Source organism: Paraburkholderia monticola (assembly GCF_001580545.1).
Lineage (GTDB): Bacteria > Pseudomonadota > Gammaproteobacteria > Burkholderiales > Burkholderiaceae > Paraburkholderia > Paraburkholderia monticola.
In genome coordinates this window covers 312,828-332,636 of sequence record NZ_LRBG01000022.1, presented here as the reverse complement: position 1 = coordinate 332,636, position 19,809 = coordinate 312,828, and the positions used below count along the sequence as shown (strand labels likewise).

The 19,809-nt window shown below is 66.2% G+C and carries 19 protein-coding genes; 11 read left to right on the top strand and 8 right to left on the bottom strand.

Annotated features, from left to right (window positions below):
• Positions 1-431 precede the first annotated feature (431 nt).
• From dapC to cls, 6 genes are all read left to right on the top strand, one after another.
• A complete protein-coding gene (gene dapC / locus CI15_RS18355) occupies positions 432-1,664 on the top strand; it encodes a succinyldiaminopimelate transaminase (RefSeq protein WP_062129910.1) in 1,233 nt (410 codons plus the stop codon).
• A gap of 63 nt (positions 1,665-1,727) precedes the next feature.
• A complete protein-coding gene (dapD, locus tag CI15_RS18350; protein WP_008923562.1) occupies positions 1,728-2,555 on the top strand; it encodes a 2,3,4,5-tetrahydropyridine-2,6-dicarboxylate N-succinyltransferase in 828 nt (275 codons plus the stop codon).
• Positions 2,555-2,920 carry an ArsC family reductase gene (locus CI15_RS18345; protein WP_062129707.1) on the top strand — a complete coding sequence of 122 codons (366 nt, stop codon included), beginning with the start codon at positions 2,555-2,557 and terminating at the stop codon, positions 2,918-2,920. The genes dapD and CI15_RS18345 overlap by 1 nt, the downstream gene beginning before the upstream one ends.
• A gap of 114 nt (positions 2,921-3,034) precedes the next feature.
• Complete coding sequence (gene dapE, locus CI15_RS18340) at positions 3,035-4,174, top strand: succinyl-diaminopimelate desuccinylase (protein WP_062129706.1); 1,140 nt, start codon at positions 3,035-3,037, stop codon at positions 4,172-4,174.
• A 13-nt stretch (positions 4,175-4,187) separates the two neighbouring features.
• Complete coding sequence (gene prmB, locus CI15_RS18335; protein ID WP_062129705.1) at positions 4,188-5,072, top strand: 50S ribosomal protein L3 N(5)-glutamine methyltransferase; 885 nt, start codon at positions 4,188-4,190, stop codon at positions 5,070-5,072.
• A gap of 148 nt (positions 5,073-5,220) precedes the next feature.
• A complete protein-coding gene (gene cls / locus CI15_RS18330; protein ID WP_062129909.1) occupies positions 5,221-6,720 on the top strand; it encodes a cardiolipin synthase in 1,500 nt (499 codons plus the stop codon).
• Positions 6,721-6,733: 13 nt separating this feature from the next.
• On the opposite strand, the gene CI15_RS18325 is transcribed toward cls, so the two are convergent.
• Positions 6,734-7,213, bottom strand: a complete 480-nt coding sequence (locus CI15_RS18325) for a glutathione peroxidase (RefSeq protein ID WP_062129704.1) — start codon at positions 7,211-7,213, stop codon at positions 6,734-6,736.
• 166 nt (positions 7,214-7,379) lie between these two features.
• On the opposite strand from CI15_RS18325, the gene CI15_RS18320 reads away from it, so the two are divergent.
• Together CI15_RS18320 and CI15_RS18315 are read left to right on the top strand one after the other, a co-directional pair.
• Positions 7,380-9,335 carry an ATP-binding cassette domain-containing protein gene (locus CI15_RS18320; protein ID WP_062129703.1) on the top strand — a complete coding sequence of 652 codons (1,956 nt, stop codon included), beginning with the start codon at positions 7,380-7,382 and terminating at the stop codon, positions 9,333-9,335.
• Between the two features lie 124 nt (positions 9,336-9,459).
• The gene (locus tag CI15_RS18315) at positions 9,460-10,527 is read left to right on the top strand and encodes a CaiB/BaiF CoA transferase family protein (RefSeq protein WP_062129702.1); all 1,068 of its coding nucleotides are present in this window, start codon (positions 9,460-9,462) and stop codon (positions 10,525-10,527) included.
• A gap of 39 nt (positions 10,528-10,566) precedes the next feature.
• Here CI15_RS18315 and CI15_RS18310 read toward each other — a convergent pair whose 3' ends face one another.
• The 3 genes from CI15_RS18310 to alr form a co-directional block, all read right to left on the bottom strand.
• A complete protein-coding gene (locus CI15_RS18310; RefSeq protein WP_062129701.1) occupies positions 10,567-10,845 on the bottom strand; it encodes a DUF2866 domain-containing protein in 279 nt (92 codons plus the stop codon).
• A 154-nt stretch (positions 10,846-10,999) separates the two neighbouring features.
• On the bottom strand, positions 11,000-12,376 hold the full coding sequence (gene radA, locus CI15_RS18305) for a DNA repair protein RadA (RefSeq protein ID WP_062129700.1): 1,377 nt from the start codon (positions 12,374-12,376) through the stop codon (positions 11,000-11,002).
• A gap of 3 nt (positions 12,377-12,379) precedes the next feature.
• Positions 12,380-13,450, bottom strand: coding sequence for an alanine racemase (gene alr / locus CI15_RS18300; protein WP_062129699.1), 1,071 nt, complete (start codon positions 13,448-13,450; stop codon positions 12,380-12,382).
• A gap of 218 nt (positions 13,451-13,668) precedes the next feature.
• Between alr and lplT the strand changes: the two genes are divergently transcribed.
• Positions 13,669-14,976, top strand: a complete 1,308-nt coding sequence (lplT, locus tag CI15_RS18295) for a lysophospholipid transporter LplT (RefSeq protein WP_062129698.1) — start codon at positions 13,669-13,671, stop codon at positions 14,974-14,976.
• Positions 14,977-15,037: 61 nt separating this feature from the next.
• On the top strand, positions 15,038-15,844 hold the full coding sequence (gene thiD, locus CI15_RS18290; RefSeq protein WP_062129697.1) for a bifunctional hydroxymethylpyrimidine kinase/phosphomethylpyrimidine kinase: 807 nt from the start codon (positions 15,038-15,040) through the stop codon (positions 15,842-15,844).
• A gap of 40 nt (positions 15,845-15,884) precedes the next feature.
• Here the strand turns inward: thiD and CI15_RS18285 are convergent, their stop codons facing one another.
• The 4 genes from CI15_RS18285 to tsaB are packed head-to-tail and all read right to left on the bottom strand — an operon-like array spanning position 15,885 to position 19,261.
• On the bottom strand, positions 15,885-16,943 hold the full coding sequence (locus CI15_RS18285) for a DUF1853 family protein (RefSeq protein ID WP_420915864.1): 1,059 nt from the start codon (positions 16,941-16,943) through the stop codon (positions 15,885-15,887).
• Positions 16,940-17,947, bottom strand: coding sequence for a uracil-DNA glycosylase (locus CI15_RS18280; RefSeq protein WP_062129695.1), 1,008 nt, complete (start codon positions 17,945-17,947; stop codon positions 16,940-16,942). Before CI15_RS18280 ends, CI15_RS18285 begins: the two co-directional genes overlap by 4 nt.
• Positions 17,934-18,428: a ribosomal protein S18-alanine N-acetyltransferase gene (rimI, locus tag CI15_RS18275; RefSeq protein WP_062129908.1), complete on the bottom strand. Its 495-nt coding sequence runs from the start codon at positions 18,426-18,428 to the stop codon at positions 17,934-17,936. The genes CI15_RS18280 and rimI overlap by 14 nt, the downstream gene beginning before the upstream one ends.
• Positions 18,425-19,261 (bottom strand): tRNA (adenosine(37)-N6)-threonylcarbamoyltransferase complex dimerization subunit type 1 TsaB, encoded by an 837-nt coding sequence (gene tsaB / locus CI15_RS18270; RefSeq protein WP_062129694.1) that lies wholly within the window; start codon positions 19,259-19,261, stop codon positions 18,425-18,427. Before tsaB ends, rimI begins: the two co-directional genes overlap by 4 nt.
• Positions 19,262-19,440: 179 nt before the next feature.
• Here tsaB and CI15_RS18265 point away from each other — a divergent pair, with 179 nt between their 5' ends.
• The gene (locus CI15_RS18265) at positions 19,441-19,710 is read left to right on the top strand and encodes an acyl-CoA-binding protein (protein ID WP_062129693.1); all 270 of its coding nucleotides are present in this window, start codon (positions 19,441-19,443) and stop codon (positions 19,708-19,710) included.
• Positions 19,711-19,809 lie beyond the last annotated feature (99 nt).

The window sequence follows — 19,809 nt, the reverse complement described above, 5'->3', positions numbered from 1 at the left end:
GTCGCGGCGCCGGCTGTCGTGGCCGATCCACCGGCTGCCCGGCTTGCCGCGCGCCTCGCGACTCCGTCCGCCGGGTTCGCACCGGCGAGAGCGGATGGCTGCTGACCTGCAAAGTACATTGCTGCTCCTGCGTATTCTTTTTGCACGCCCCATACAGGGTTCGCGCCGTTCCCGCTGCGACGCTGCGGTGCGCCGCCTGGCGGATTGCTGCCGCGCCGCGCGCGCGCTCCCGCCTTGCCCGCGGGGCGCCGCGCCGCGGGCGCGCCACGCTATAATCGTCCGTTCGCCGCCGCTGGCGGCCGGCTCATCGCCGGTCAGTCCGTCGCGCGCAGGGATGCCGTTCGATGTTCGATGCACCGCCACCCGGCGGCGTGCGCGTCCGGTTGTCCCGCCCTTTCGTCCGCGTCCATCCCGATCAGGCCATCTCGTCCGTGAATCCGCTACTCGACTCTCTTCAGCCCTATCCGTTCGAAAAGCTGCGCGTGCTTTTCAAGGACGTCACGCCGCCTTCCGGTCTCGCCCACATCAGCTTCGGCATCGGCGAGCCGAAACACCCGACCCCGCCGCTGATCCGCGACGCCGTCATCGATTCGCTCGGCGGCCTCGCCACCTATCCGGCCACGCTCGGCTCGGCGCCGCTGCGCGAGTCGATCGCCAGATGGGTCGCGCAACGCTACAACCTGCCGCCGCTCGATCCGCTCACCGAAGTGCTGCCGGTGGCGGGCTCGCGCGAGGCGCTGTTCGCGCTCGCGCAGACCGTGCTCGACCCGCGCCGCGATGCCGACGGCAAAGCGCCTGGCGAGCCTGCGATCGTACTCTGTCCGAACCCGTTCTACCAAATCTACGAAGGCGCGGCGCTGCTCGGCGGCGCGCAGCCGTACTTCGTCAACAGCGACCCGGCGCGCAACTTCGCCTGCGACTATTCGGCGGTGCCGGAAGAGATCTGGGCGCGCACCCAACTGTTGTACGTCTGCTCGCCGGGCAACCCGACCGGCGCCGTGCTCACGCTCGACGACTGGCGCGAGCTGTTCGCGCTGTCGGACCGCTACGGCTTCGTGATCGCCTCGGACGAGTGCTACTCGGAAATCTATTTCGACGAAGCGAACCCGCCGCTCGGCGGCCTCGAAGCGGCCCACAAGCTCGGACGCGGCTTCGAGCGCCTCGTGATGCTGTCGAGCCTGTCGAAGCGCTCGAACGTGCCGGGCATGCGCTCGGGCTTCGTCGCCGGCGACCCCGCGATTCTCAAGGCGTTCCTGCTGTACCGCACGTACCACGGCACGGCGCTCTCCACCGTCTACCAGAGCGCGAGCGTGGTCGCATGGAGCGACGAGACGCACGTGCGCGAGAACCGCGCGAAGTACCTGCAGAAGTTCACGACCGTCACGCCGATGCTCGCCGACGTGCTCGACGTGCGCCTGCCGGACGCCGCGTTCTACCTGTGGGCCAACGTCGAGCGCACCGGCCTCACGGACACCGAGTTCGCCCAGCGCCTCTACGCCGACTATAATGTGACGGTTCTGCCGGGCTCGTTCCTCGCGCGCACCGCGCACGGCGTGAACCCCGGCCGCAATTTCGTGCGCCTCGCGCTCGTCGCCGACGTCGACGAATGCACGGAAGGCGCGCAGCGGATCGTCGAATTCTGCCGCTCGCTCAGTGGCCAGTGAGTGCAGCCGGAGCCCGCGCCGCATCCCCTTCTTCAGACTTCAACTCTTCAGAAAATCACGCATATGTCGCAACAACTTCAGAGCATCATCGATACCGCCTGGGACAACCGCGCCGAACTGTCGCCGAAAGCCGCGCCGGCCGAAGTGCGCGAAGCCGTCGCCCACGCGATCGAGCAACTCGATAAAGGCGCACTGCGCGTCGCCGAAAAGAAGGACGGCGACTGGGTCGTCAACCAGTGGCTGAAGAAGGCCGTGCTGCTGTCGTTCCGCCTCGAAGACAACGCGCCGATGCCGGCTGGCGGCTACAGCCAGTTCTACGACAAGGTGCCCTCGAAATTCGCGAACTACACCGCTGAAGACTTCGCCGCCGGCGGCTTTCGCGTGGTGCCGCCCGCGATCGCGCGCCGCGGCTCGTTCATCGCGAAGAACGTCGTGCTGATGCCGTCGTACACCAACATCGGCGCGTACGTCGACGAAGGCACGATGGTCGACACGTGGGCCACCGTCGGCTCGTGCGCGCAGATCGGCAAGAACGTGCACCTGTCGGGTGGCGTCGGCATCGGCGGCGTGCTGGAGCCGCTGCAGGCGAACCCGGTCATCATCGAAGACAACTGCTTCATCGGCGCGCGCTCGGAAGTCGTCGAAGGCGTGATCGTCGAGGAAAACTCGGTGATTTCGATGGGCGTGTACCTCGGCCAGAGCACCAAGATTTACGACCGCGAAACCGGCGAAGTCACGTATGGCCGTATTCCGGCGGGCTCGGTCGTGGTGGCGGGCAACCTGCCGTCGAAGGACGGCACGCACAGCCTGTACTGCGCGGTCATCGTCAAGAAGGTCGACGCGAAGACGCGCGCGAAGGTCGGTCTGAACGAGTTGCTGCGAGGCGACTGATGGCGCGCGGCACCAAAACCGTCGTCTACGGCATTCCGAACTGCGACACCGTGAAGAAGGCGCGTGTCTGGCTCGAAGAGCACGGCGTCGAGTTCGAGTTTCACGACTTCAAGAAGGCCGGCGTGACAGAGCCGCTCGTGCAGGACTGGCTCAAGGACGTCAAGCTCGAGGCGCTCCTGAACCGCCGCGGCACGACGTGGCGCGCGCTGTCCGACGACATGAAGGCGGCCGCGGAAACGCAGCCGGGCGCGATCGCGCTGATGATCCACAAGCCGTCGGTGATCAAGCGGCCGGTGCTGGTCGTCAACGGCCGTGTGAAGTCGCTCGGTTTTTCCGCGGACGAGTACGCGGCGCTGTTTGCCTGAGCGCAAGGAAATCGAACGCGCGGTATTGCGCCGCGTCGTTCAAAGCTGTTGCCGGCTGCGGTGGCTCACCGCGAGCCGGCATTTTTTCATTTCAAAGTGGCTTGTACTGAATCCATGTCCGGCACCCTCGCCCTTACCGAACAACTGATCGCGCGCGCGTCCGTCACGCCCGACGACCAGCATTGCCAGCGTCTGCTGATCGATCGCCTCGCGGCGCTCGGCTTCGAGCACGAGACGATCGAATCCAACGGCGTGACCAATCTGTGGGCCGTGAAACGCGGCGTCGACGGCACCGAAGGCAAGCTGCTCGCGTTCGCCGGCCACACCGACGTGGTGCCGACCGGCCCGCTCGAGCAGTGGCGCTCGGCGCCGTTCGAGCCGACCCACCGCGACGGCAAGCTGTACGGCCGCGGCGCGGCGGACATGAAGGCGTCGATCGCCGGCTTCGTCGTCGCGAGCGAGGAATTCGTCGCGGCGCACCCCGAGCACCGCGGCTCGATCGCGTTCCTGATCACCAGCGACGAAGAAGGCCCCGCCACCGACGGCACCATCAAGGTCGTCGAAGCGTTGCAGCAGCGCGGCGAGCGCATGGACTACTGCATCGTCGGCGAGCCGACCTCGAGCGAGCGATTCGGCGACATGGTCAAGAACGGCCGGCGCGGCTCGCTGACCGGCAAGCTGATCGTCAAGGGCGTGCAAGGCCATATCGCCTATCCGCATCTGGCGAAGAACCCGGTGCATCTGCTCGCCCCCGCGCTCGCGGAACTCGTCGCCGAGCGCTGGGACGACGGCAACGAATACTTCCCGCCGACCACCTGGCAGGTGTCGAACCTTCACAGCGGCACCGGCGCGACCAACGTGATCCCCGGCCACGCGGACGTGATGTTCAACTTCCGTTTCTCGACGGCGAGCACGGTGGAAGGTCTGCAGGCGCGCGTGCAGGCGATCCTCGACAAACATGGCCTCGACTACGACTTGAAGTGGATCGTCGGCGGTCTGCCGTTCCTGACGCCGCGCGGCGACCTGTCGAGCGCGCTCGCGCGGGCGATCAAGGACGAAACCGGCGTCGACACCGAGCTGTCGACCACCGGCGGCACCTCGGACGGCCGCTTCATCGCGCGCATCTGCCAGCAGGTCATCGAGTTCGGCCCGCTGAACGCGAGCATCCACAAGATCGACGAACATATCGAAGTCGCCCATATCGAGCCGCTGAAGAACGTGTATCGCCGCGTGCTCGAACAACTGATCGCGTAACCAGGATTTAGCAATGACGCTTCCCTTCTCCACCCTCCGCGACCTGCTGCGTTTCGCAGTGTCGCGCTTCAGCGAGGCCAAACTGTCGTTCGGCCACGGCTCGGCCAATGCCTACGACGAAGCCGCCTATCTGATCCTGCACACGCTGCATCTGCCGCTCGACCTGCTCGAGCCGTTTCTCGACGCGCGCCTGACCACGGCCGAAATCGAGGCGGTGCTGAAGGTGATCGAGCGGCGCGCGGTCGACCGCGTCCCGGCCGCGTACATCACGCAGGAAGCGTGGATGCACGGCTATCGCTTTCACGTCGACGAGCGCGTGATCGTGCCGCGCTCGTTCATCGGCGAGCTGCTGCAGGACGGTCTGCAGCCATACGTCGAGGATCCCGAGCAGGTCGGCGCGGTGCTCGAACTGTGCACCGGTTCCGGGTGCCTCGCGATTCTCGCCGCGCACGCATTCCAGAACGCCGACGTCGACGCGGTCGATCTGTCCGCGCCGGCGCTCGAAGTCGCGACACGCAACGTGATGGACTATCACCTCGACGACCGCATCGCGCTGTTCGAAGGCGATCTGTACGCGCCGCTCGCCGAGCGCCGCTACGACGTGATCCTCAGCAATCCGCCGTACGTGAACGCCACCTCGATGCAGGAATTGCCGGCCGAATACAAGCACGAGCCGGAGATGGCGCTCGCGGGTGGCGCGGACGGCATGGACATCGTGCGCCGCATCATCGCCGACGCGCGCAACTGGCTGACCGAAGACGGTGTGCTGGTCATCGAAATCGGCAACGAGCGCGAACACGTCGAGGCGGCGTTCGGTGGTCTCGACCTCGTGTGGCTGTCGACCAGCGCCGGCGACGACAACGTGTTCCTGATCCAGGCGTGCGACCTGCCGGTCTGAGTCCGGCATGCCGCCTGTCTGATCGCGCGGCGTGCGCGGCGCCGGCTTGCGGCCGCTTGCATCGGATCTCGCAAGCGACGCGCACGCCGCGCGCCGGACCCGCCTCCGTTTCCTGAACCGCGGTGCTTCGCCAATCGTTCGCGAGCTTATGCCATTCGACCTGCTTCACGTCGCCCCGCTGGTTCTCCTTGCCCATATTCTCGGCATCATCGCGGCCGCTCACGCGATTCTCAATACCCGCACCTCGCAAGGCGCGATTGCGTGGGCCGTGTCGCTGGTCGCGATGCCTTATCTGACGCTCGTGCCCTACCTGTTCCTCGGCCGCAGCAAGTTCGCCGGCTACGCGGACGCACGCCGCGTCGAAAACGAGCTGCTGCGCACGCGCGCGCATCCGCAGGTGTGGGACACCCAGGCGTCGTCGGCCGGGGTACCGACGCAGCAGCTTGGTTCGCGGCTCGTACAGTCGCTGACGCGCCTCGGCGGCATGCCGTTCCTGCCCGGCAATACGGTGCGCACGCTCATCAACGGCACCGCGACGTTCGAGGCGATCTTCGACGCGATCGAGAACGCGCGCCGCTACGTGATCGTGCAGTTCTTCATCGTGCGCGACGACCCGCTCGGCGCCATGCTGAAGGACGCGCTGATCGCGAAAGCGCAACAGGGCGTGCGCGTCTACTTCCTGTACGACAGCATCGGCAGCTTCGATCTGCCGCACCGCTACGTCGCGGCGCTGCGCGCGGCCGGCATCGAGATGCATCCGTTCGCGACCAACCGCCGCTTCGTCAATCGTCTGCAACTGAACTTCCGCAATCACCGCAAGATCGTGTCGGTCGACGGCGAGCGCGCGTTTGTCGGCGGACATAACGTCGGCGTCGAATATCTGGGCGCGAAGCCGCCGCTCTCGCCGTGGCGCGACACGCACATCGAAGTGCGCGGTCCGGTGGTCGCCAGCATCCAGTTCGTCTTTATCGAGGACTGGTATTGGGCCACCCAGCAGTTGCCTGAGTTCGACGTGCCCGCCGTGGAGTCGGTCGACCTACCCAGGGACGAGCGCGCCGACCCGCCCGCCGAGCACAGCGCCAACGAACGCCCCGCGAACAACATGCACTGCATCGTGCTGCCGAGCGGGCCGGCCGACAAGCAGGAAACCTGCTCGCTGTTTTTCGTCGAAGCGATCAACGCGGCGCGCGAGCGCATCTGGATCACGACGCCCTACCTCGTGCCCGACGAAGCCGTGTTCGCCGCGCTGCGGCTCGCGGCGCTGCGCGGCGTCGACGTGCGCATCCTGATTCCGAGCCGGCGCGATCACCGGGTGGTGTTCGCGGCCTCGAAGCTGTACGCGTACGACTCGCTGCGCGCGGGCATCCGCGTCTTCCGCTATCAGCCGGGCTTCCTGCATCAGAAGGTCGTGCTGATCGATAGCAGCGCGGCCGCGATCGGCAGCGCCAACCTCGACAACCGCTCGTTTCGCCTGAACTTCGAGATCATGGTGCTGACGGTCGATCGCGGCTTCGCGCTCGAAGTCGAAACGATGCTGCTCGACGACTTCGCCGAGTCGCGCGAAATCGACCGCAACGAGTACCGTCAGTCGAGCGCGCTGCGACGCATGCTGATGCACGTCGCGCGGCTCTTTTCGCCGATCCTGTAAGCGCGCGCCTCGCTTACAGCAGCGCTTCGATATCCGCGGTGATGGCCTCGGGCTTGGTCAACGGCGCATAGCGCTTGACCACGTCGCCGTCGCGGCCGATCAGAAACTTCGTGAAATTCCACTTGATCGCCTCGAGACCTAGCAGCCCCGGTGCCTCGATGGTCAGATAGCGGAACAGCGGGTGCGCGCTCGGGCCGTTCACGTCGATCTTGTCGAACATCGGAAACGTCACGCCGTAGTTCTTCTCGCAGAAGCTGCCGATCTGCGCGGCGTCGCCCGGTTCCTGCTTGCCGAACTGGTTGCACGGAAAACCGAGCACCGCGAGCCCGCGCGCCGCGTACGTGTCATACAGCTTCTGCAAGCCCGCGTACTGCGGCGTGAACCCGCATTCGCTCGCGGTATTGACGATCAGCAGAACCTTGCCTTCGTACTTCGCGAGACTTGCTTCCTCGCCGCCGAGCGTGCGTGCCGAAAACGAATAAATCGATGTCATGAGCCCTCCCGTGAAAGCCGTCAGTCTATGCCAAAAGCGCGGCCGATACAGTCGGCCGAATGGCCAAGCGCGGCTGCGCGCGAAGTGACAAGCGAGCAATCGGCGCCGCGCGCCCTGCAATGCGCCGGGCAGTCTAAAATAGCGGTTTTCCTCAGCCGGCCTCGTCGTGATCCGCTTCAATCAGTTCAGCCTCGCGCGCGGCACCAAGCCGCTATTCGACAACACCACGTTCACCCTGAACCCTGGTGAAAAAGCCGGCCTCATCGGGGCGAACGGCGCGGGCAAGTCGACGCTGTTCGCCGTGCTGCTCGGCGAGCTGCATGCCGACGGCGGCGATTTCTCGATCCCGCCCACCTGGCGCATCGCGCACGTCGCGCAGGAAACGCCCGCCGTTGACAAGACCGCGCTCGCCTACACGCTCGACGGCGACGCCGCGTTGCGCGACATCGAAGCGCGTATCGCGGCGGCCTCCGCCGCCCACGACGGCGCGGCCGAAGCCGAAGCGCACGCGGCCTTCGCGGACGCCGACGGCTACACCGCGCCGGCGCGTGCCGAAGCGCTGCTGCTCGGCCTCGGCTTCACGCTCGACCAGACGCGCGAGCCGGTCGCCAGCTTTTCGGGTGGCTGGCGCATGCGGCTGAATCTCGCGCAGGCGCTGATGTGCCGCTCGGATCTGCTGCTGCTCGACGAACCGACCAACCACCTCGACCTCGACGCGATCGTCTGGCTCGAAGACTGGCTGAACCGCTATGCGGGCACGCTGATCGTGATTTCCCACGACCGCGAGTTTCTCGATTCCGTCTGCAACGTCACGCTGCATCTGGAAAACCAGCAGATCAAGCGCTACGGCGGCAACTACTCGCAATTCGAAGTGCTGCGCGCGCAGCAGATTGCGCTGCAACAGAGCTCGTACGAAAAGCAGCAGCGCACGGTCGCGCATCTGCAGAGCTACATCAACCGCTTCAAGGCGCAGGCCACCAAGGCGCGCCAGGCGCAAAGCCGCGTGAAGGCGCTCGAGAAGATGGAGCTGATCGCGCCCGCGCACGTCGCGTCGCCGTTCACGTTCGAGTTCCGCACGCCCGATTCCGCGCCGAATCCGATGATGGTGATGGAAGACGTGCGCTGCGGCTATCACGCCGAAGACGGCAGCGAGATTCCGATCGTCGAGCGGGTGATGCTGTCGATCCAGAACGGCCAGCGCATCGGCCTGCTCGGCGCGAACGGCCAGGGCAAATCCACGCTGATCAAGACGCTCGCGGCCACGCTCGAGCCGCTCTCCGGCCACGTGCGCGAAGGCAAGGGTCTGCGCATCGGCTACTTCGCGCAGCATCAGCTGGAAACGCTGCGCCCGGACGACACGCCGTTGCAGCACCTAGCGCGCCTCGCGCCCGACACGCGCGAGCAGGAACTGCGCGACTTCCTCGGCAGCTTCAACTTTTCCGGCGACATGGCGACCTCGAAGATCGCGCCATTTTCGGGTGGCGAGAAGGCACGCCTCGCGCTCGCGCTGATCATCTGGCAGAAGCCAAACCTGCTGCTGCTCGACGAGCCGACCAACCACCTCGATCTCGAAACCCGCCACGCGCTGACGATGGCGCTCGCGCAATTCGAAGGCACGCTGATTCTGGTGTCGCACGACCGCCACCTGCTGCGCGCGACGACCGACCAGTTCATGCTGGTCGCCAAACATCGTCTGCAGGAATTCGACGGCGATCTCGACGACTATCGCGACTGGCTGCTGCAGCATGCGGCCGAGCAGCGCGCGGCGCTGAAGGCGAACGCTGCCGGTGCGGTAGACGCAGCAACCAACGGCGCGGGAGTTGGCGAGCTCAACCTCAATCGCAAGGAGCAGCGCCGCCTCGAAGCGGAGACGCGTCAGAAGCTCGCGCATCTGAAGAAGCCGCTGCAGAGCCGCATCGCGAAGATCGAAAAGGAAATGGACGCGCTCAACGCGGAGAAGGCGACGCTGGATGCATTCGTCGTCGATCCCGCGAGTTACGAGCCGGAGCAAAAGGGCAAACTGACTGAGGCGATCCGCCGTCAGGCAGACGTGAACGCGCGCCTCGACACGCTCGAAGCCGAGTGGCTCGAGACGCACGAAGAACTCGAACAGATCGGCTAGCGGCGCGCAGCAGCCGGGCCGCGCCGGCATCCACGGGAGCTTGGCTTTGTCATTTGCGAACTCATCGTCCGGGTCATCGGCGCCCGGCGGCGCAGTTGCTTCGGCAACGGACGCGCCGCCACCTTTGCAGGGGCTCCGCGTGCTCGACCTCACGCGCCTGCTGCCGGGTCCAGTGGCCGCGCTGCGTCTCGCCGAACTCGGCGCCGACGTGCTGAAGATCGAAGCGCCCGGCGCGGGCGACCCCACCCGCACGATGATGCAGTCCTCGAGCGATCGCGTCGCGGGCCGGCCCGGCGCGTTCTACCGGATGGTCAATCGCGGCAAGCGCGAGACGCGCCTCGACCTCAAATCCGAAGCGGGGCGCCACGTGCTGCGCGCGCTCGCGGCGGAGGCCGACGTGCTGATCGAGAGCTTCCGGCCCGGCGTGATGGAGCGGCTCGGCCTCGGTTACGCGACGCTCTGCGCAGCCAATCCGCGGCTCGTCTATTGCGCGATCAGCGGCTATGGCGCGAGTGGTCCGTTCGCGGATCGTGCTGGCCACGATCTGAACTACATCGGCTATGCGGGTGTGCTCGATCAACTGGCGAGCCGCGACGGTGCGCCGATCCTGCCGAACTTCCAGATCGCCGATCTGCTCGGCGGCGCATTGGGCGCGGTCACGCAGATTCTCGCCGCGCTGTGGCATGTCGCGCGTGGCGGCGCCGGCCGTTTCGTCGATGTCTCGATGACGCACACGAGCCATGCGCACAACTTCGTCGCGCAGGTCTCGCTGCAGAACGATGGGGCGGCACCCGCCGCGGGCAGCGGCCTGCTGAACGGCGGCGTGCCCTGCTACAACCTGTATCGCACGAGCGATGAACGCTGGCTCGCGGTTGGCGCGCTCGAACTGAAATTCTGGGAAACGCTGTGCATGGCGCTCGATCGGCCCGAATGGGCGACGCGTCACTGGAGCCTGGGTCAGGCGATCGGTGGTCCCGATGCCCTGGCGCTGATTCAGGAGTTCGCCGATGTGATCGCGACGCGCACGCTCGGCGAATGGATGGAGTTGCTGGAATCGCTCGATTGCTGCGTCTCGCCGGTGCTGACGCCCGCTGAAGCGGCGCAGCATCCGCTGTTCGATCCGCAGGCATATGCGGCCGTGGCCGCGAGCGTCGCGGCGGCAGACGACGACAGCGAAAACGACGGCACTTAACGAGCGCGGCGCGGCCGCGCCATCAAAACACCACCGCTCTCAACGCCGCGTCGCCGGTTGCCTCGGCAGCGTTTGACGCGGCGACTTCTCGTCGTCGTACAGCAGATGTTTGCGTCCTTCCACATGGCGGCTGATCGTGGCACGCACTTCAGCGGGCGTCACGTCTTCGGCCACTACGCGCCGCGAGATCTGCCCGGCGGTATCGATCCACTCGACGATCCGGCAAGCGCCGCCCCAAGGCTGTTGAATCGGTGCGGAGACCCGGCAGCCGCGCACCTGGATTTGACGCTCGACGGCGATTTCATGTGACTGTTTCAAAGCGCGATCCTTTTTCGGGCATCAGAAGGGATGCATGTCGTTACAGCTTAGGAAAAAGGTATGGCGGCCAGGTTACAGCCAACATGGAGATATTTACCGGGCATTACGGGACGGCCCGCGTACAAAGTACTGGCGAGCCGTCCACGATGCCCGGCTAGTCGAGCGCGCGGACGCGGTCGATCGCTTGTTCGATGCGTTCGACCGCAACGACCTGTAAGCCTTCGATCGGCTGTTTCGGCGCATTGGCCTTCGGAATCACCGCGACCGAGAAGCCCAGCTTGGCCGCTTCCTTGAGCCGCTCCTGGCCGCGCGGCGATGGCCGGATCTCGCCGGCCAGGCCGACTTCGCCGAACACGACGAGCCCCTTCGGCAGCGGCTTGTTGCGCATCGACGAGTGGATCGCGAGCAGCACCGAAAGATCGGCGGCAGGCTCGGAGATCTTCACGCCGCCCACCGCATTCAGGAACACGTCCTGATCGAAGCAGGCGATACCCGCATGCCGATGCAGCACCGCGAGCAGCATCGCGAGCCGGTTCTGCTCGAGGCCGACCGCGAGGCGTCGCGGATTCGGCGCGTTCGCCGCATCGACGAGCGCCTGCACTTCGACGAGCAGCGGCCGCGTGCCCTCCTGCGTGACGAGCACGCACGAGCCCGGCACCGACTGCTCGTGCTGCGACAGGAACAGCGCCGACGGATTCGCGACGCCGCGCAGGCCGCGCTCGGTCATCGCGAATACGCCGAGCTCGTTGACCGCGCCGAAGCGGTTCTTGATCGCGCGCACGAGCCGGTACGACGAGTGCGTATCGCCCTCGAAATACAGCACCGTATCGACGATATGTTCGAGCACGCGCGGGCCCGCGAGCGCGCCCTCTTTCGTCACGTGGCCGACCATGATGATCGTCGTGCCCGACTGCTTGGCGATGCGCGTGAGTTGCGCCGCGCACTCGCGCACCTGCGCGACCGAGCCCGGTGCGGAGGTCAACGCATCGGAATAGACGGTCTGGATCGAATCGATCACGGCGACATCAGGCCGTTGCTCGGCGATGGTCGCCTGGATTTTTTCGAGCTGGATTTCCGCGAGCAGTTGCAGCTCGCTCGCCTTCGAGCCGGGTTCGAGCAGCGCCAGCCGTTGCGCGCGCAACGCGATCTGCGCACCCGATTCTTCGCCGCTGATATAGAGCGCGCGTTTGTGCGCCGCGATTTCGGCGAGCGATTGCAGCAGCAGCGTCGATTTACCGATGCCCGGATCGCCGCCGATCAGCACCACGCCGCCCGGCACGAGGCCACCGCCGAGCACGCGGTCGAACTCGCTGACGCCGGTGGAAAAGCGCGGCACGTCGGACGCCTCGATGTCGGCGAGGCGCCGCACCGGCGTGTTCTTCGCGAGCGACTGGAAACGGTGCGTGGACGGCGCCTCGGCGACCGATTCGACGAGCGTGTTCCACGCATTGCACGACGGGCATTGACCGGACCACTTCGGCGACTGTCCGCCGCATTCGCCGCAGATGTACAACGTCTTCGGTTTCGCCACGCGTTACTCCGCGCGAACCGGAACGCGCGGCGCGACCGCGCACATCAGCTCGTAGCCGATCGTGCCGCAGGTTTGCGCGACGTCGTCGATGGGGAGCGCCGCGCCCCACAGTTCCACGCGCGAGCCGACATTGGCGGTCGGTATCGGCGTGAGATCGACGGTCAGCATATCCATCGACACCCGTCCGACGATCCGCGTGCGCACGCCGTCGACGATCACCGGCGTGCCTTCCGGCGCGACGCGCGGATAGCCATCGGCGTAACCGCAGGCAACCACGCCGATGCGCATCGGCGCGCGCGCGGTGAACGTCGAACCGTAGCCGACCGAGCTGCCTTCGCTGAGCGTTTGCACGGCGATCAGCTCCGAGGCGAGCGTCATCGCGGGTTGCAGGCCCGTGCCGTCGATTGCGGCCGTCACGCCCGACGGCGACGCGCCATACAGCATGATGCCCGGGCGCACCCAGTCGAAATGCGCTTCCGGATGCCACAGCGTCGCCGCTGAATTCGAGAGACTGCGCGCGCCGGCGATGCCCTGCGCGCCGCGCTCGAACGCTGCCATCTGATGCGCGATGCCGCGTTCGCCATCCGCATCGGAAAAATGCGTCATCAACGTGATCTGACCGACGCCCTGGGCGGCGCGCGCACGCTCCCACGCGGCGCGGAATTTTTCGACGGTGTAGCCGAGCCGGTTCATGCCGGTGTTCATCTTCAACTGGATGTTGACCGGTTTCGACAGACGCGCCATTTCGAGCATGCGCAACTGCTCGTCCGAATGCAGCGCCGTGGTCAGACTGTAGCGGTCGATCACGTCGATATCGGTCGGGCGAAAGAAGCCTTCCAGCAGAAGAATCGGGCCCGCCCAACCTAATTCACGCAACTTCACCGCTTCTTCCAGGTCCAGCAATCCAAAGCCGTCGGTCGCGCGCAAACCGGGAAACGCGCGCGCGAGGCCGTGCCCATACGCATTGGCCTTGACGACGGCCCAGATTTTGGATTTCGGCGCATAGCGCCGCGCGACAGCGAGGTTATTGGCGAGAGCGGCGGTATGAATCGTGGCGGAAAGGGGGCGCGGCATGGGATTTTTTCGTAAAGACACTTGCGAATCAGCGGCTTACAGGGCGTTTTCAGCGCTCGGCGGCCCGCTGGGCGGTGCGATCAAGGATTCTGCTAGTCCGAATCCAGCTATTTTCATGATATAAAGCCGTGCGCACAACCCATTTCGAACGGCATAAGCCCGGACGCATAGCAAACGGCCGGGGCGGACAGACCGCAGCGAGGACAGCATCGCATCAGATGAAAAAAGGTTTTTACACCATCATGGCCGCGCAGTTTTTTTCGTCGCTGGCCGACAATGCGCTTCTGATCGCTGCTATCGCACTGCTGAAAGATCTTCACGCTCCGAACTGGATGACGCCGCTGCTCAAGCTGTTTTTTGTGCTGTCGTACGTCGTTCTTGCCGCCTTCGTCGGCGCGTTCGCCGACTCGCGTCCGAAGGGACGCGTGATGTTCATCACCAACACGATCAAGGTGGTCGGCTGCGTGACGATGCTGGCCGGCGCGCATCCGCTGATTGCGTACGGTATCGTCGGCTTCGGCGCGGCGGCCTACTCGCCCGCCAAATACGGCATTCTCACCGAACTGTTGCCGCCTGACCGGCTCGTCGCCGCGAACGGCTGGATCGAAGGCACCACGGTCGGCTCGATCATTCTCGGCACGGTGCTCGGCGGTGCGCTGATCAGCCCGCATATCGCCGCGCCGATCCTCAGATGGCATGTCCCCACCGTGAACACGCCCGCGGAAGCCGCAATGCTCGTCATCATGGGCATTTACGTGATCGCCGCGCTGTTCAATCTGCGTATTCCCGACACCGGCGCGCGCTATCCACGACAGGAGCACGGGCCGATCCGCCTGATCACCGATTTCGCCGACTGCTTTCTGGTGCTGTGGCGCGACAAGCTCGGTCAGATCTCGCTCGCCGTCACGACGCTGTTCTGGGGCGCGGGCGCGACGCTGCAATTCATCGTGCTGAAGTGGGCCGAGGTGTCGCTGGGCATGTCGCTGTCCGAAGCGGCGATCCTGCAGGCGGTGGTCGCGGTCGGCGTCGCGGGCGGCGCAATTTTCGCGGCCTCGCGCGTGCCGTTGAAGAAGTCGCTGTCGGTATTGCCGGTCGGCATCATGATGGGTATCGCCGTGATGCTGATGGCGTTCTACACGCGCGATCTGTTCCCCCCGCACTGGGGCTTTCGTATGGGCCGCATGCACGTGTCGGGCTATCTGATCTTCGCGTATATCTTCCTGATGTTCGTCGGCGGCCTGTCGGGCTTTTTCGTCGTGCCGATGAACGCGCTGCTGCAGCATCGCGGACACGTGTTGCTGTCGGCGGGCCATTCGATCGCGGTGCAGAACTTCAACGAGAATCTGTCCGTGCTCGTGATGCTGTGCCTGTACGCGGTGCTCGTGTGGCTCGACGTGCCGGTCACCGCGGTGATCGTGCTGTTCGGCACCTTCGTCTGTCTGATGATGTGGCTCGTGATGCGGCGTCATCAGGCGAACCAGCGCGCGTTCGACTCGGTCGCGCTGATCGGCGAACCCAAGCACTGATCAGCTGCACCTGGCCGGCCGCAATGCCCGCGAGCGCGCCCTCCTTCTTCCTCGCCTGACCATGACTCAACCGATTCCCAATGTGCTGACGATCGCCGGTTCCGATTCCGGCGGCGGCGCCGGCATCCAGGCCGATCTGAAGGCCTTCTCCGCGCTCGGCGCCTATGGCGCGAGTGTGATCACGGCGCTGACCGCGCAGAACACGCGCGGCGTCACCGCGATTCACGCGCCGGATCCCGGCTTCATCACCGCGCAACTCGACGCGGTGTTCGACGACATCCGTATCGACGCGGTGAAGATCGGCATGCTCGCGAATGCGCCGATCGCCCGCGCGGTCGCCGATGCGCTGCGCCGTCATCAGCCGAAGCACATCGTGCTCGACACGGTGATGATTTCGAAGAGCAATCACGCGCTGTTGCTGCCCGATGCGGTCGCGGTGGTGCGCGACGAACTGCTGCCGCTCGCCGATCTGTTGACGCCGAATCTGCCGGAAGCGGCCGCATTGCTTGGCACGCAGCCCGCCACCGACGAAGCCGGCATGGTCGAACAAGGCGAAGCGCTGCGTGCGCTCGGCGCGCGCGCGGTGCTGATGAAGGGCGGCCATCTGAGCGCGTCCGATAGCCCCGATTGGCTCGTGCAGGACAGCGGCACGCTGCGTCTTGGCGGTCCACGCGTGCCGGTGAAGAACACGCATGGCACGGGCTGCACGTTGTCGTCGGCGATTGCGGCGTTGCTGCCGCAGCGCGACGATCTCGCGAGCGCCGTGGCCGAGGCGAAGGCGTATCTCACCGGTGCGTTGCAGGCGAGCGACCGGCTCGACGTCGGCCACGGCGTGGGGCCGGTGCATCACTTTCATCGATGGTGGTGAGCGGCGTTCCGGGTCGTTTCGCCGCCATGTTCAAGCGACGTTATTGCTTCGCGTAACGTTGCGCGTGTTCGGGCCAGTCGTCGGGCACGATAAAGCCGCGCGAGCGTTCAAGCAGATGGCCCGCGTCGTCGTCGACGAACGCGGCGACCATCGTCGGGCCGTGTTCAAGTGAGCTCTGCGCGGCCAGCGCATCTGCGTCGACGTAGCCCGCGCCGTCCGTGCCGGCTTGCGCTTGAGCTTGAGCTTGCGCTTGATATCGCGGCGCGAGCCATTCGAGCCGTGGCAGCGCCCGCCACTTGCGGGCATGCGCAGCCGCGAACGCCGGCCAGTCGCGACGCGTGACCCACCAGCCACGACCATGCGCGGGATCGAGCTCGGCGGGTTCGACTGGCGTCTCGCCCTGCCGGTAAAACAGCCAGCCTTTGACGAACATCTGCGGCGTCCATGCGCCCGCATAGCCCGTCGATGCAAACTCCTCGCGCGCGCTCAGCGGCAACTGATGACGAAGCAGATGCGCGAGCTTCAGATCGAAGCGGTCTTTCAGGTTGGGGCCGACGTAATCGGCGAGGCGCGCGGCCTCGGACCCCTCTGCCCCAATCGCATCGCCCGCATGCAGATAGCACTTCACCGCGAGTTCCCAATGCAGTCGCATACCCTGCCGCGTCTGCACGAGAAAGTCGCATTCGCCGAGCGTGACCCCCGCGTGCCGTAACGGCACACCGGCTGCGATCAGTTGCGTCGCCGGTCCGTGTTGCAGGAAAAAGCCGAGCAGGCGTTCGGCGTAGCGGCCAAGACGCGTGATGCGGGTGGCCGCGAGATGCTGCTGCAGCGGTTGCGCAGCGGCATCGAGCGCACGCAGCCAGGCGAGCGTGGCCTGCAATTCCTGTGGTGTGTCGAAGGGATCGGCGAGCGCGCCGGTCGGAAGTTGGGGGCGCAACAGATCGGCACTGAGCAGCAGCCACGCGAGATCGCGCACGGCGGGCTCGCGTAGCGGCTCGAACGAAGCCACGCCAGGCCCACCCAGCAACGTATCGAGCAGCGCCGCGCGGCTGTCGGATGCGGCGGCTATACGCGCCGCCGGCCCCTCGGGCATCGTCACTTTGATTCGTTCGACCGCCCGCCGCCGTTCGCGAGCCACGTCGTGCGCGCGAGGCACAGGTCCGCCCATGCCTTGGCCTTGTCGGGCAAGCTGCGCAGCAGATAGGCAGGGTGATAGGTGACGATCACCGGCACGCCCTCGTAGGTATGCACGCGGCCGCGCAGCGACGAAATGCTGTCCTCGGTCTTCAGCAGACTTTGCGCGGCGAAACGGCCGAGCGCGACGATCAGCTTCGGCTTCACGAGCGACACCTGGCGCTGCAGATACGGCTCGCAACGCGCGACTTCGTCCGGCTGCGGATTGCGGTTGCCTGGCGGCCGACACTTGATCACGTTCGCGATATACACGTTGGTGCCACGCGCGAGCGCGAGCGAACGCAGCATGTTGTCGAGAAGCTTGCCGGCCTGGCCGACGAACGGCTCGCCCTGACGGTCCTCGTTCTCGCCGGGCGCTTCGCCGATCAGCATCCAGTCGGCCTCGCGATCGCCGACGCCGAACACCGTGTTCGTACGCTTCTCGCACAGCCGGCAGGCCTCGCATCCAGCGACCCGTTCGGCGAGCGCGTCCCAGTCGAGCGTGTGAATGGCCGGGAGCGCAGGCGCTTCACGGCGCGCTTCGACGGGTGCGGGGCCGGACGCGTTGGGATCGTCGAACCACGCGAAGTCGTCCTCGGGTGGGGCGTCGAAATTGGGCGACGCTGAAGCGTCGGGTCGCGGCGAAGAGGCTTCGAGTCGCGCCGCAGGTTCGTCGACGCGCGCGGCAGATTCGCGCTGCGCTTGCGGCGGTGTCGGCGTGTCAGTGGAAGATACGCGCAGCGCTTCGCTCGCGCTCTGCGGCACAGGCTCCGCGCGACGCTCGTCGTTTGCGTCTTCCCGCAGGGATTGCAACGGCTCTTCGGCTTGCGCCGCGACGGAATCACCCTGCCCGTCCCGCGCCGTCATTCCGCGACGCACCCACAACGGCGCGAGCCCGAATTCTTCGAGCATCGATTCATTCAGCGCCATCTGCGCCCTCCGTGGCAAACGACAGACGCATCACGATCGCGTCCTCCCGGCCGCGATGGCGCGCCGGATAATAATTTTTGCGCCGGCCGATCGAGGCGAAGCCAAAGCGCTCGTACAACCGGATCGCCCGGTGATTCGACGGCCGCACTTCGAGCAACAGCCCTTCGAGCTTTTCCGCGCGCGTGATGCGCACCGCCTCGCGCAGCAGCGCGAGTCCCGCGCCACCGCCTTGCGCTGGTGGCGTGACACACAGATTCAGCAGATGCATTTCATCGACGACCGGCATCAGCACGCAATAGCCGATCAATGTTCCGGTCACGTGCCGCAGGCAGATGCCGAAATAGCCGTTACGCAGCGAGTCGCCGAAATTGCCGCGGCTCCAGGGAAACTCGTACGCCAGCTTCTCGATCGCGGCGACTTCGTCCAGGTCGCTTTCGGTCATGGGCGACATGTAGCGGTCGGTGAGCAACACGCCACTCATGGGCGCGCCTCGTCGTGAGACGGCTGGCCGGAGGTGTCGTCGGGCGTACGCTGCGCGGATTGCTCCGCGGCATGAGCCGCTTTGACTGCTTTGGCCGCCTTGTCGGCCATGCGCTCGGCGGTCGTCTGCGCGACCTTGTCGCGCACGTACTCGGGCGCGGCCTGATCGGCGGCCACCGTGCGACCGGCATGAAACGCGCGCAGCGCCGCATACGCGAGCGGCAGCGCATGCGGCAACGCTTGCCCATCGACGCTGTGCGCCGCCGCCACAGCCGGCAAGCGCTCGCCGAACGCGGCAGCCGCGTTGCCCGCGAGCGTGAACGGGACGTCGGGCAGCACGAGCCGCTCGGGCGCATCGAGCGATGCCGTCTGCACGGTGCGCCATTCGCGTTGCGCATCGTCCCACGCGTAGTCGGCCCAGTAGATTTCGTCCATGCGCGCGTCGAGCGCGGCGAGCACGCGCGTCGTCGACGGATCGCGCAGGCGGGCGCTCTCCGCGCACGCGAGCAGTGTGCCGATCGGCACGACCGGCAGGTTCAGGCCGAACGCGAGGCCCTGGGCGACGCCGGTGGCCGTGCGCAGTCCGGTAAACGAACCCGGGCCGGAGCCGAAGGCGATCGCGTGGCAGTCCGCCAGCGCGAGGCCGGCTTCGGCGAACAGTTCGCGAATCGCCGGCAACAGGCGTGTGCTGGACACGGCGCCGGTCTGTTCGTGACGGACCCAGACGCGGGGTTCCGCGGTGGGCTGACCGGCGGCATCGACGGACGCGGACACGAGCGCCACCGAGCAGAATTCGGTCGATGTATCGAGGGCAAGGAGCACTGTTTGAGTCATGGACCGTATTGTAATCGGCGCGCCGCGCGTGAATGGTGGTTTGCGGGTGGTTTGCGCGCAGGCTCCGGCCGGTTCCGCGGCCGCCTCCGTTTGGAATAAGCCCTCGGTCCCGCGACGGCGGGGCAATTGTTATGATTTTCGGCCGATCTCATCTACCCCGCCATGCGGGCCAAACGACCATGACCGACATCAACGCCCAATTCGCGCAAGCCCAGGAAGACGTCAAGCAACTGCCCGAGCGTCCGGGCAACCTGACACTGCTGCGTCTCTATGCGCTCTTCAAGCAGGCGAGCGAAGGCGACGTACACGGCGACAAGCCGGGCTTCACCGATATCGTCGGCAAATACAAGTACGACGCGTGGGCGGCACTCAAGGGCACCGCCCAGGACGCTGCGAAGCAGCAATACGTCGAACTCGTCGACTCGCTGAAGAGCGGTGCCGCAGCCTGAGCTTCCAACGCCTGATTCATCTGCGGAAACGGCCGTCGAATAAGGTCGCGACGGCCCCGCGGCGGTTTCGGATGCGATCCCCTGAACCGCCGCCTCGCA